Here is an 11870-nt window from a genome sequence, read left to right as displayed (position 1 = left end):
CGTCCTCTCATGATTGTTGAACGAATTCAGGGGCCGCCAGCGGGCGCCCCGGCGGGCGCCCGCGATCAGGCCATCCTTGTGTGCGCGCCGCCTAGAACTTGTAGGCGGCGCCTAACGTCAATAAATGCACATGCGTGCGTGCCAAGGCGCCAAAACCGGCCCTGAGCAAATCATAGTCGGCGGTCAGCGACAGATGCTTGTCGAGCGCATACGCCATCCCCACCCCGCCCGTCACACCCGTCGATGCGCTGGAGGCGCCGTCGAACTTGCCCGACAGCCGCGTCAGCCCTGCCCTTGCATGCACCGACACCGTATCGGTCTCGCGCGAACTGATCCGGTACGACAGCCCGGCACCGCCAAACGAGGCCGCGCCGCGCCGCCCCAGGCCCGCCTTGCCGCCGCGGTAGCCCACCAGTTCAACTGAACTGGTCAGCTCGGAACCCTGCCACACGCTGAACGGCGCAAAGTTGAAGCCGGCGAACAGCTTGCCGCTGCCATTGTCCTGCCCCTTGCATTGCCGAGGGCCGCCACAGTCCGCATTGAACTGCATCCGCCCTGCCCCGCCGCCCGCATAGATCGGGCTGGTGTCGCCGTAGCTGGCGCCGCTGGCGGCACCGCTGAACACAGTCAGCAGGAGGGCGGCAAGCAGCGGGGTTTTCGGCATCGGTTCACTTTCAGGCGTGGGCGTTTCTGGTATGAATACAGTGTCCTGCTTTTCCTCAAAAAGTCCTATCTGCTTGTGCGAAGCACTGAAATTCGGTACATTGAGTATCGGATAACTGTACATTTCGCCCTCAAAGGAATCGCATGAGCTCACCTGAGCTGGTCATACAAGTGTTGCGCGCGGAGTTGCGCGCGGCGGGCATCACCTACAAGGCGCTGGCCGCGCGCATCGGCATGAGCGAGTCGAGCGTCAAACGCATGTTCGGCCAGAAGGATATGGCCTTGTCGCGCCTGGCGCAAATCTGCAAGGCGGCCGGGGTGCCGCTCGAAGACGTGCTGCGCCGCGCCGCCGACGCCCGTCCCCAGGCCGATACCCTCACCCCGACCCAGGAAAAGTCGCTGATGGCCAATCCGCGCCTGCTGCTGGTCGCCATCTGCTGCCTGGGCAACTGGACGCTCGACCAGATCGTCGAAACCTACAATGTCAGCGAACCGGAATGCATCGGCCTGATGGTGGAACTGGACCGCCTCGGCCTGATCGAACTCAAGCCCCTGAACCGCTACAGCATGCGCGTGTCGACCACCTTCCGCTGGCTGCCGGACGGGCCGGTGCAGCAGTATTTCCGCGAGCATGTGGTGGAGGATTACTTCCGCGGCCATTTCGATGGCGCCGGCGAAACGCTGATGTGCCTGCCCGCGCGCCTGTCGCTGGGCAGTTCGCGCGAACTGCTGGTGAAAATCCAGCAGCTGGCGGCCGAACTGGCGCGCCTGCACCAGGCCGACCGCCGCCTGGCCAGCGAGGAGCGCAATGGCGTAACCCTGCTGCTCGGCTTTCAATCGTGGGAGTCGAGCGCCTTCACCGCCCTGCGCCGCACCTAGGCCTGTGCCCGGGCCGGCCCGTGCCTACCAGATCGGCCCGAGAAACAGGTAGGCGGTGCCGCCGCCGCGCACGGTCTTGCCGGCGCCCACATACACCGGCCCGAAGCGCGTATCGACCGACAGGAAGCCGCTGACGGCTTGCTTGAAGGCCGCGCCGCTCTGCGCCGCTTCCTGTTCCGAGCGGTCGAAGGCGCCGCCGGCTTCCAGCGAAAAGCCGGCGCGCACGGTGCCGCCCAGGGTCACGGGCAAGGCGCCGATGCGGCGCGCCATGACCAGCCGCCCGAAGGCGATGCGGTTGCCTTCGAGCGATTCCGGCAGCGAGCCGGACAGACGCAAGAAGCCGCCCAGGCTGAGCGGCGCGGCGCCGCTGCTGGAAATCGCGTATTCGCCGTACACGTGGCCGGCCCAGTCGCGCGTGCGGAAGGCGCCCAGCCCGAGCAGGGAAAACTGCGCCATTGCGCCGGCGCCATCGGCCCCGCTGCCCCTGCCCGCCAGCTGGGCGTCGAGCAGGTAGCCGCGGCTGGGAAAGCCGAGCGAATCGAGCGTGTCGACCCGGTAGCGCAGGTAGTGATAGGTGCTGGCCGCGAGCTCGCCGTTCTCTTGCTCGGGGATCACGGCGCGCGCGCCCAGGTGCTGGCGCACCATGCCGCCCTGCACGTCGCCCCAGGTGCCCAGCTCGCGCCCCACCACGAAGCGCACCGAGCGCTGCGAATAGGCGTAGCGGCTCTGGCGCCGGCCTTCCTTGAACAGGTCGAACGAACTCGAACTGTACTGGGCCTCGGGCGCCACATACCAGGGCGAGCCGGCGCCGAGCGGCTGGTGGAACTGCACGCCGATGCCGCGCTCGTCGCCGATCTGGGCGCTGGTGCGCAATTCCCCGCCCCACGGATTCATCGACGAACGCACGTGCATCACCTTCAGGGCGAAGCGGTTGGCGTCGTCGAAGTCGCTGGCCAGTTCCAGGCCCACGCGCAGGCGGCTGTTGGTCCAGCTCGATTCGGTGGCGCGGATGGCGACGGCGCGCTGGCCGCCCTCATCCTCGATGTCGGTTTCGACCCGCTCCAGGTCGCCGCGCCCGTACAGGCTGTTGGCGGCGCGCCGCACCTGCTCGCGCGTGCGCGTCTGTCCCTGCGCCAGGCCCGACTGCACCTGCAGGATTTTCGGATTGATGCGCCCGCTGCTCTCGACCTTGACCTCGGCCAGCGGCAACGCCGTGTCCGACAGCGGCGGCGTGGCCAGCCGGTTGTTTTCGAACAGCGCATACTCGCCGGCCGGCAGCGCCAGCGCCGCCAGGCGCTGCGACAGTTCGCGCGTGGCCAGCTCGCCGCCCTTGATGGTGCTGTCGATATTGCGGAAATCCAGGAAGCTGATGCCGCTCAGCTCGGGCGAAATGAGCACGTCATTGGGACCGAGTTCGCGGATCGAGCGCTGCACGTTCTGTTCGGTCAGGATATTGATCATCTGCTGCGCCACGCCGAGCGCGCTGCCGAGGTTTTTCTCGGGCGCGAGCGGGGTGCCGACGTTGACGGCGATGATGATGTCGGCGCCCATCTTGCGCGCCAGGTCGATCGGCAGGTTGCGCACCAGGCCGCCGTCGACCACCAGACGCTGGTCCACGCGCACCGGCGCGAACACGCCCGGCACGGCGAGCGAGGCGCGCATGGTCAGGAACAGCGGGGTGTCGACCAGGTCGACCAGCTCGCCGGTGACCAGGTCGGAGGCGACCGAGCGAAACGGCAAGCTGAGTTGATTGACGGGGCGGTCGCGCGTGCCGGCCGGCAGCAGGCGCGCCAGGGCAAGTTCGAGCGCGGCATTGCCGGCGGCGGCCGGCGGCAGCGAAATGCCGTCGCGGTGCACGCCGAACTCGATGCGCGACGGCAGCAGCACGTCTTCTTCGCGGCGCCGGAATTCGAGGTCTTCGCGCGCCGGGCGGTCGGCCACCACGCGGTCCCAGTCGGTCAGGCGCGCCATCTGTTCGAGGTCGGACACGGAGGAGCCGGCCGCAAAGGCGCCGCCGATCACGCTGCCCATGCTGGTGCCGACCACGATGTCGACCGGCACGTGCAGTTCGCGCAGCACGCGCAGCACGCCGATGTGGGCAAAGCCGCGCGCGCCGCCGCCCGAGAGCACCAGCGCCACTTTCGGACGGGCAGGCACCGCGGCGCCGGCCGGCGTGGCCGGAGCGACGGACTGGGCCAGCGCCGCGCCGGCGTGCCAGCCCAGGGCGCAGGCCGCGGCCAGGATGCGCAAACGCTTCATGCGCCGCTTATTGGGTGGCGGGTTGGTTGCCGGGGCCGACCATGGTGCGGGTCGGGGCCGGCATCTGCGGCGGCGGCGCCGACGGCGGCGCGTTCTGCGGCGGTTCCGGGCTCAGTCCGGGGGCCTGGGGCGGTTCGGACGGCGGCGGCTGCTGGCCCTGGACGTCGTTCTCGCCCTGCGGCATCGGCATCGGCGGCGCCATCTCGGCACCAGGTTTGGGGTCGGTGGCCAGCTCGATGCGTTTCTCGATCCCGCCTTCGGACAGGGTGATATAGCGCGGGAACACCGAGGTGACGGTCACGCCCGGGGCGATCTCCTTGCCCACCTTGAGCGCGCGCGGCGGCTGGCCGTCGGACACCAGGATGGCGACGCTGTCGCGCCCGGCCGAGACCACGCCGGTCAGCTGATAATTGCTGACCACCACGGTGGCGGCCTGGCCGCCGAACAGGGTGGCGGCGGCGTCGGGCGCCGGCACCGGGTCGGGCGCGCTGGCCACGGCCACGATCGGACGCTGCTCGCCCCGGAAGAACTGCATGGCCCAGTACGCGATCGAGGCCGACAGGAAGACCACGGCAATCAGGCTAACAACTATTGGCAAACGCTTCATTACATTCCTTTTTACCGCACCAGCTGATTGATTTCAATAATAGGCATCAGCACCGCGAGCACGATCAGCAGCACCACCACGCCCATGGCCAGGATGAGCACCGGTTCGAGCAGGCCGGCGATGGTCAGCGTGCGCCGCTCAAGGTCCTGCTGCTGCGAATTGGCGGCCCGTTCCAGCATGGCGGGCAGTTCGCCGGTGATCTCGCCGGCGCGGATCATGTGGATCAGCATCGGCGGAAAGTGCTTCTGGGCCGACAGCGCGCGCGCCAGGCTGACGCCTTCGCGCACGCTGGCGCTGGCCTGCTCGACCAGTTCCTTCATCGCCACGTTCGACAAGGTGTCGCGGCTGGTGTCGAGCGCGCGCAGGATCGGCACGCCCGAACCGGTGGTAATGGCCAGGGTACTGGCGAAGCGCGCCGTGTTCAGGCTGCGCTCGAACTTGCCGTACACCGGGGCCGTCAGCAGCCAGGTGTGCCACTGGCGCTTGAGCACGGGATTGCGCAGCGCGCGCCGCCACAGCCAGAAGGCGGCCACCAGCAGGATGCCGACGACAATGCCGTAGGCGCGCACGAAATTGGACACGGCCAGCATCATGACGGTCAGCAGCGGCAGCTTTTGCTTGGTGTTGGCGAACACCGAGACGATCTGCGGCACCACGTAGGTGAGCAGGAAGATCACGATCGCGAACGCCACCACGGTGACGATGGCCGGGTAGGTGAACGCCAGGCGCACCTTCTGCACCAGCGCGTTGCGCCGTTCGATGTAGTCGGCCAGGCGCGAGAGCACGCGCGCCAGGTGGCCGATCTGCTCGCCCGAGGCGACCAGCGCCCGGTAGATCTCGGCAAAGTCGCGCGGGTGGCGCGACAGGGCGTCGGAAAACGAGGCGCCGCCCATCACTTCCGAGCGGATCGAGGCCACCAGGTCGCGCACATACGGGCGCTCGGCCTGTTCCAGCAGCGCGGTAAACGCCTGTTCGAGCGGCAGGCCGGCCTCCAGCAGGCTGGCCAGCTGGCGCGTGAACAGCGCCAGTTCGACCTGCGACAGGCGCTCGCCGAAGCCGCGGCTTTTCTCGACGCCGGCGGCATCGAGCTGGGCGGCGATGGCGTCGACCGTGAGCGGGGTCAGGCCCTGCAGGCGCAGGTCGGCCCGCGCCGAACGGGCGCTGTCGGCGTTGACCACGCCCTTGCGGGTGGCGCCGTCGCCATCGACGGCTTCATAACGGAATGCGGGCATCGTGGTCGGCCTAGTCCTTGGTCACGCGCAGCAATTCAGCCTGCGTGGTGGTACCGTTGTCGAGCCAGCGCTGGCCATCTTCGCGCATGGTCTTCATGCCGCTGGCCTGGGCCGCGGTGCGGATCTCGGCTTCGGAAGCGCGGTTGTGGATCTGGGCGCTGATCTTGTCGTTCGTTTCCAGCAGCTCGTACACGCCGACCCGGCCGTGGTAACCGGTCTGGCCGCACTTGTCGCAACCGACCGCTTTCCACTGCACCGTGCGGCCCTGCGGCGTTTCGACCTCGTCGCGCACCTTGCAGTGCTCGCACAGTTTTCGCACCAGGCGCTGCGCCATCACGCCCAGCAGCGACGACGACAGCAGGAACGGTTCGATCCCCATGTCGAGCAAGCGCGTGACGGCGGCGGCGGCATCGTTGGTGTGCAGGGTGGCCAGCACCAGGTGGCCCGTGAGCGAGGCCTGGACCGCGATCTGCGCCGTTTCCAGGTCGCGGATCTCGCCGATCATGATCACGTCCGGATCCTGGCGCAGGATCGCGCGCAGGGCCTTGGAAAAGCTCATGTCGATGCGGGCGTTGACCTGGGTCTGGCCGACCCCGATCAGGTCGTACTCGATCGGGTCTTCCACGGTCAGGATGTTGGTGGTCGACGCGTTCAGGCGGGTCAGGGCCGCGTACAGGGTGGTGGTCTTGCCGGAACCGGTCGGCCCGGTGACCAGCACGATGCCGTGCGGCTGGTTGATCAGTTCATCGAATTGCGGCAGCAGGGCGGCGTTCATGCCCAGGTGCGACAGGTCGAGGCGGCCGGCTTCCTTGTCGAGCAAACGCAATACGGCGCGCTCGCCATGGCCGGTCGGCAGGGTCGAGACGCGCACGTCGACCGGCTTGCCGCCCACGCGCAGGGTGATGCGGCCATCCTGCGGCAAGCGCTTTTCGGCGATGTCGAGCTGCGCCATGATCTTGATACGCGAGATCAGCGAGGCGTGGATGGCCTTGCGCGGACGCACCACGTCGCGCAGGGAGCCGTCGATGCGAAAGCGCACCACGGAGGTTTGCTCGAACGGCTCGATGTGGATGTCGGAAGCGCCTTCGCGCAGCGACTGGGTGAGCAGCGCGTTGATCATGCGGATCACCGGCGCGTCGTCGGACGATTCGAGCAAGTCTTCGATGGCCGGCACGTCCTGCAGCAGCTTGGTCAGGTCGAGGTCGGCATCGAATTCGTCGGCCACCTGCGAAGCGTCGCCGCCGGCGCCGGCGTAGGCGCTGGCAATGGCCGCTTCCAGGTCGGCGCGGTCCATCGAGCGCAGCGCGATGCGCCCGAACCGGCGCGACACTTCGGCGATCGCCGCCGGCGCGGTGGCGCCCGAGACCCACACTTCGATCGGATGCTCGCCATTGTCGGGCGAGCGCGCCAGCACGCCGAAATCGCGCGCGAAAGCGTAAGGTAAAAGATTGCTCATCGCTCTGTCATCACTTGGTCGCCGGGACCGGCTTGGCCGGGCGGTACATATTCACGTCGGCCGGGTTGATCGTGGCCGGGGCGCTCAAGGGACGCTCGGTCGTGCTGCCCGGGGCCGGGGCCGGGGTGGCCGGTGCCGGAACCGGGCGCGGCGGCATCGGCGCCATGGCGCCGCCGGCCGGCGGCTGGCCGTTGCTCAGCGGCGGCAGCACCGGGGTGCCGTAGTCGGGCATCACAATGCTGTCCTTCGGTCCGCCCGTAGCCTGGCCTGCCGAGCGCATGAAGTCGTAGCGGTCGCTGGCGATGGCGTTGCTGTCTTCCTTGCTGCGCACGATCACCGGGCGCAGGAACACCATCAGGTTGGTCTTGTTGCGCTTGCGGCTGCGGTATTTGAACAGGTTGCCGAGAATTGGAATATCGGCCAGGCCGCGCACGCGCTCTTCGTCTTCAGTCGTATCGTCCTTGATCAGGCCGCCAATCACAATGATCTGGCCATCGTCGGCAATGACATTGTTTTCGATGAAGCGCACGTTGGTGATCACGCCCGCGGCCGAGTTGCTTGCCACGTTCGAGGTCTCGTGGTAAATCGCCATCTTGATGGTGCCGCCTTCGGAAATCTGCGGACGCACCTTGAGCGTGAGGCCGACATCCTTGCGTTCGATGGTCTGGAAAGGGTTGCCGCCGGCGGCGCCGCCGGTGTTGGTGGTGAAGCTGCCGGTGATGATCGGCACGTTCTGGCCGACCTTGATGGTCGACAGTTCATTGTCGAGCGTGAGCATGTTCGGCGTCGACAGGATGTTGGCGTTGCCCGTGTTTTGCATCGCATGCGCGAGCGCACCGAGGCCAAGTTCGCCCGCGACCTGCTTGAACAGGCCGATGGTCAGCCCGGCACCTGGCCTGGCGGCAACGCCGGCACCAGCCAGCTCCAGCAGGTTGTTGGCCTTGGCCACACCGGTCGAATGCTGGATCGCGCCGACCCGGTACTTGCTGTTCTCCGTACCCGACAGGCCGAGCCACTGCACCCCGAATTCGGCCGCGTTGTCGGAATTGACTTCGACGATCAGGGACTCGATGTAGACCTGGGCGCGGCGCACGTCGAGCTGGTCGATGACGGCGCGCAGGTTGCGGTAGACCGCGTCCGGGGCGGTGATGATCAGGGTGTTGGTGGAGGCGTCGGCCTGGATGAAGCCGGCCCCGCTGCCGCCGCTGCCGCCGCTGGTCTGGCTTTGCTGGGCCATGCTGTTGCCGGCGCCGCTGTTCTGGTTATTGCTGTTCATATTGCTGTTGGACGCGCCGCCGCCGCTGGCTATGCTGCCGCCGGAGGTGCCCTGCTGCTGCTGGGGCAGGGACGAAGAGTCGGACGAGACCACCGCGCGCAAGGTCTGCGCCAGCTTGGTGGCGTCGGCGTTTTTCAGGTAGACCACATGGACGTTGCCGGCCTGCGAGGTCGGCTGGTCCAGCTTGGAAATGAGCGACTTGGCCAGGTTGGCGCGCGCCGGCGATGGCGCGCGCAGCACCACCGCGTTGGTGCGCGGATCGGCCACCACCGAGATGCGGCCCGAATCGCCGCCGGCGCTCGGTTCCATCAGCTTGTTGACCATGGTCGCCAGGTCCGACGCAATCGCGTGGCGCACGGGAATGACGTCGAGGTCGGCCGCCACCGGGGCGTCGAGCGCGGCGACGATCTTGGCCAGACGGCGCAGGTTGTCGGCGTAATCGGTGATGACCAGGCTGTTATTGCCCGGATTGGCCATGATCGAATTGTTCGGCGAAATGAGCGGACGCAGCACCGCGGTCAGGTTGGCCGCCGATTCGTGGCTCAGATGGAAAATCTGGGTGGCGATCTGGTCGCCCTTGACGCTCGAGCCGCCCACCCCGACCTGGGTCGGCGACGATTGCAGCTTCGCTTCCGCTTCCGGCACCACCTTGGCGAAACCGTCGCCGGTGACCACCGCGTAGCCCTGCAGGCGCAGCGCCGAGGTCAAGAGGCCAAAGGCCTGGGCCTTGGTGACCGGCTTTTCCGACGTCACGGTCAGGGTACCCTTGACGCGCGGATCGATAATGAAGGTCATGCCGGTGTAATGGCCCACCGCCTTGATGACCGATTCGATGTCGGCGCCGACGAAATTGAGGGCGGCCGACTCGCTCGGGGCCGCCAGCGCGGGGCTTGGCGCCCCCGCGACCGCGCAGCACAGCAGGACGCCGGCGGCAATGCGGCGCAACGCCGGGGAAGTGGAAGTGCTCAGTGACTGTTTTTTCATCATTTAAACTCTAAGGCGATAGTTTTCTTGCCGTCAACCATTCGGCGCTGGCCCAGTAAATTCAGGAGATTGCCCAGCGTTTCTTCATATCCATCGGCGGCCTGTGCCGTGCCGGAAAACTGGAAGCGGCCCTGGTTCAGGCTGCCCTTTCCCGCCAACAACAAGGCACCGCGTTCCGTCTTCAAATTCAACTTTGCCTGCTGGCCCTGCCAATCCATGGTCATCTTGTAGCTGCCCAGCACCTTGATCGGCGCCATGCGCGAGCCCATGTCATTCAATTCCAGGGTCGTCACCCCGTCCACCGCCACCCCGCGTGCGTCCGGCGCGCGCGCCAGGCCCAGGGTGGTCCAGGACAGGCGCATGTCGCCCGAGAGCGCCAGCGTATTGAGCGGCGCGCCCAAACCGGCCAGGCCCCCGGCCGGCAGCAGCAGCGCCGACGGACTGACCTGCCACTGCGACCAGCTGCCGCTCAATGTCACCGGCTGGGTCAGCGCCAGCGGATTGGCCAGGCTCATGTCGACCTGGCCGATCAGCGCCAGCGGCGACAAGGTCCAGTCGAAGCGCCCCGGCAGCAGCGGCGTGACCGCCCCGCCCGGCCCGGCCGCCCCGCCGATAAAGGCTGAGCCGCGCCAAAGCGTACCCTGCGCATCCCCCAGAGTCAAACGTCCGCCGGTCTGGCGTTCGACCACGTCGCCCAGCCACGAGGCCGGCGCGAACGCCAGCACGGTGAGGGCCACGGCCAGCACGATCGCGCCCAACCATAGCACGGCGCGCATCATCGCGAACTCGCATCCGTGTTCTGGCGCAAGGTGACTGTGGCGTCGACCTGGCCGGCCGGGGTCGAGGCCGTGATGGCCGCTTCCAGCACGCTGATGCGGTTTTCCAGGCGCTGCGCTTCAAGCCAGGCGAACAGATTGGAAAAGGCGACGCCGGACACCTGCAGCTTGGCGTATTCGCCCGTCATGCTGAGCGACTCGGGCTTGATGCCGCGCGCCGTCAGGCTGGCCGAGAGCGTCTCGCGCGACATGGGCGTCACTTGCGGCGCCGTCTGGCCGGACAGCTCGGCGGCGGTCTTGGCCAGCGCCTCGAGCTGGGCCTTCTGCTGCTTGAGCTGCGGCAGTTCGGCGCGCAGGACGGCGCTGCCTTCCAGCGCCGGCGCCAGGAACAGCGCGTACACCAGCAGCAGGGCCGCCAGGGCGCCGCCGATGCCGAGGAATTTGCGCTCCTGCTCGGTGCGCGCCATCCAGTACAGCGCCATCTGGTCCTTGAGCCCGCTCACGGCGGTGAAGGCGCTCATGGCTTGGCTCCCGCGGTGCGCAGCAGCAAGGTGTTGGCGGCGATGTCGCTGACGTCGAGCTTGTGCTTCGCCAAGCCCGGCTTGAGCGTGCCGGCCAGGGCCGGATCGGCGCCTTCGGGCTTGAGCTTGATGGTGGTGGTGCGCTCGCGGAAGGTGAGCGCGGCCAGCTCGGGCGGCTTGCCCAGGGTGCGCACCGCTTCGCCCAGGGCGGCGGCCTGGAAGGTGAATTCGTCGGGCCCGACCTGGCCCGAGGCGCCCCTGGCCTGGGCGATTTTCTGGCTCATCTGGCGTTCGAGGTTGTTACTGATGACCGTCTCCTTCGGATAGGCGGCGCGGAAGATCTGCACCATGGCCTGGCGCGTGTTGTCGGCTTCGCGCTTGAGGCGCAGCCATTCGTAATTGAGGCCGGCCAGGTTGACCGCCACGGCCAGCAGGGCCAGGCGCACCGGCCACTTCCAGCGCTGCCAGTCGCGCGCCTTGGCGCCGGCCGCGCCCAGGCCCGGAACCAGGTCCAGGCTGGTGCTTTTCGAGCCGGCGATCCAGTGCGCCCAGTGCTCGGCTTCGAGCGTGACGGCCGGTCCCGCTTCGGCGCACAGGGCCTGGTACTCGCCCAGTTGCTCCTGCGGCACGTACAGGGTCAGCGGGGTGTCGCCGGCCAGCGCGCGCACCGTTTGCAGGGCCATGGCCGGTTCGCCGGCGATGGCCAGCCCCAGGCCGTGATACTGGCCGTGGCGGATGGTGATGCCGCCGCTATCGATGGCGGCCGAGGCATTGCCCGGCGCCAGCGGCAGGCATAGCTGGGCGGGAAAGGCGGCCACCGCGCGCGCGCCCTGGGCCAGCACCGAGCGCACCAGCGCTTCGAGCCAGGCGCGCTGGGCCACGGCGATGGCGCGCAAGCCATCCCCGGCCGCGGCCGGGGCGGCCACCAGCACGCATTCCTCGGGGTCGCCCAGCACCTGTTCTTCGACCAGGTTGGGGAGCGCGGCGCGCAGGCGGGCCGCCGACAGCGGCGGCACCTTGACGTGCAACAGGGTGACGTCGGCCGCGGCCAGCAGCAGCACCACGCGCCGGCTGGAAGCGATCAGCTCGCCCATGCCCTTGAGCACGCCATCGCCCTGCTGGATCAGCGCGCCACCGTCGGCGACCAGCGCGAAGCGGGCCAGGGCCCCTTCGCTGTCCGCCCTGGCCGGATGCCGGATATATAAAGTAGTCAAACC

10 protein-coding genes are annotated in these 11870 nt (G+C 68.1%); 1 reads left to right on the top strand and 9 read right to left on the bottom strand.

Annotated features, from left to right (window positions below; genetic code table 11):
• Window positions 1-91 precede the first annotated feature (91 nt).
• Window positions 92-664, bottom strand: a complete 573-nt coding sequence (locus RBA41_RS15850) for an outer membrane beta-barrel protein (RefSeq protein ID WP_306625032.1) — start codon at window positions 662-664, stop codon at window positions 92-94.
• Between the two features lie 143 nt (window positions 665-807).
• On the opposite strand from RBA41_RS15850, the gene RBA41_RS15845 reads away from it, so the two are divergent.
• Window positions 808-1542 carry a helix-turn-helix domain-containing protein gene (locus RBA41_RS15845; RefSeq protein ID WP_306625030.1) on the top strand — a complete coding sequence of 245 codons (735 nt, stop codon included), beginning with the start codon at window positions 808-810 and terminating at the stop codon, window positions 1540-1542.
• Window positions 1543-1566: 24 nt separating this feature from the next.
• Here the strand turns inward: RBA41_RS15845 and RBA41_RS15840 are convergent, their stop codons facing one another.
• Genes RBA41_RS15840 through gspL form a run of 8 tightly spaced genes read right to left on the bottom strand, consistent with a single transcriptional unit; the run spans window position 1567 to window position 11867 of the window.
• The gene (locus RBA41_RS15840; RefSeq protein ID WP_306625029.1) at window positions 1567-3801 is read right to left on the bottom strand and encodes a patatin-like phospholipase family protein; all 2235 of its coding nucleotides are present in this window, start codon (window positions 3799-3801) and stop codon (window positions 1567-1569) included.
• 7 nt (window positions 3802-3808) lie between these two features.
• The gene (locus RBA41_RS15835) at window positions 3809-4408 is read right to left on the bottom strand and encodes a hypothetical protein (RefSeq protein WP_306625028.1); all 600 of its coding nucleotides are present in this window, start codon (window positions 4406-4408) and stop codon (window positions 3809-3811) included.
• Between the two features lie 11 nt (window positions 4409-4419).
• Window positions 4420-5640, bottom strand: a complete 1221-nt coding sequence (gene gspF / locus RBA41_RS15830) for a type II secretion system inner membrane protein GspF (protein ID WP_306625027.1) — start codon at window positions 5638-5640, stop codon at window positions 4420-4422.
• Between the two features lie 10 nt (window positions 5641-5650).
• A complete protein-coding gene (gene gspE, locus RBA41_RS15825; protein ID WP_099873683.1) occupies window positions 5651-7096 on the bottom strand; it encodes a type II secretion system ATPase GspE in 1446 nt (481 codons plus the stop codon).
• Between the two features lie 10 nt (window positions 7097-7106).
• Window positions 7107-9356 carry a type II secretion system secretin GspD gene (gene gspD, locus RBA41_RS15820; RefSeq protein ID WP_306625025.1) on the bottom strand — a complete coding sequence of 750 codons (2250 nt, stop codon included), beginning with the start codon at window positions 9354-9356 and terminating at the stop codon, window positions 7107-7109.
• Window positions 9356-10135, bottom strand: a complete 780-nt coding sequence (gene gspN / locus RBA41_RS15815) for a type II secretion system protein N (protein ID WP_306625023.1) — start codon at window positions 10133-10135, stop codon at window positions 9356-9358. Before gspN ends, gspD begins: the two co-directional genes overlap by 1 nt.
• Window positions 10132-10653 (bottom strand): type II secretion system protein M, encoded by a 522-nt coding sequence (locus RBA41_RS15810; protein ID WP_306625022.1) that lies wholly within the window; start codon window positions 10651-10653, stop codon window positions 10132-10134. The genes gspN and RBA41_RS15810 overlap by 4 nt, the downstream gene beginning before the upstream one ends.
• Window positions 10650-11867, bottom strand: a complete 1218-nt coding sequence (gene gspL / locus RBA41_RS15805; protein WP_306625021.1) for a type II secretion system protein GspL — start codon at window positions 11865-11867, stop codon at window positions 10650-10652. The genes RBA41_RS15810 and gspL overlap by 4 nt, the downstream gene beginning before the upstream one ends.
• Between the last annotated feature and the right edge of the window lie 3 nt (window positions 11868-11870).

Source organism: Massilia scottii, from assembly GCF_030846495.1.
Taxonomy (GTDB): Bacteria; Pseudomonadota; Gammaproteobacteria; order Burkholderiales; family Burkholderiaceae_D; genus Telluria_A; species Telluria_A violaceinigra.
Note: the sequence above shows the minus strand (reverse complement) of the source record. Positions and strands in the feature narration are given on the sequence as shown.

What these genes read in the sequence shown, in the direction of transcription:
- gspE (WP_099873683.1), bottom strand. Translation starts at nt 7,096, where the DNA reads ATGAGCAATCTTTTACCTTACGCTTTCGCGCGCGATTTCGGCGTGCTG.
- RBA41_RS15835 (WP_306625028.1), bottom strand. Translation starts at nt 4,408, where the DNA reads ATGAAGCGTTTGCCAATAGTTGTTAGCCTGATTGCCGTGGTCTTCCTG.
- RBA41_RS15850 (WP_306625032.1), bottom strand. Translation starts at nt 664, where the DNA reads ATGCCGAAAACCCCGCTGCTTGCCGCCCTCCTGCTGACTGTGTTCAGC.
- RBA41_RS15840 (WP_306625029.1), bottom strand. Translation starts at nt 3,801, where the DNA reads ATGAAGCGTTTGCGCATCCTGGCCGCGGCCTGCGCCCTGGGCTGGCAC.
- gspN (WP_306625023.1), bottom strand. Translation starts at nt 10,135, where the DNA reads ATGATGCGCGCCGTGCTATGGTTGGGCGCGATCGTGCTGGCCGTGGCC.
- RBA41_RS15845 (WP_306625030.1), top strand. Translation starts at nt 808, where the DNA reads ATGAGCTCACCTGAGCTGGTCATACAAGTGTTGCGCGCGGAGTTGCGC.
- gspF (WP_306625027.1), bottom strand. Translation starts at nt 5,640, where the DNA reads ATGCCCGCATTCCGTTATGAAGCCGTCGATGGCGACGGCGCCACCCGC.
- gspD (WP_306625025.1), bottom strand. Translation starts at nt 9,356, where the DNA reads ATGAAAAAACAGTCACTGAGCACTTCCACTTCCCCGGCGTTGCGCCGC.
- RBA41_RS15810 (WP_306625022.1), bottom strand. Translation starts at nt 10,653, where the DNA reads ATGAGCGCCTTCACCGCCGTGAGCGGGCTCAAGGACCAGATGGCGCTG.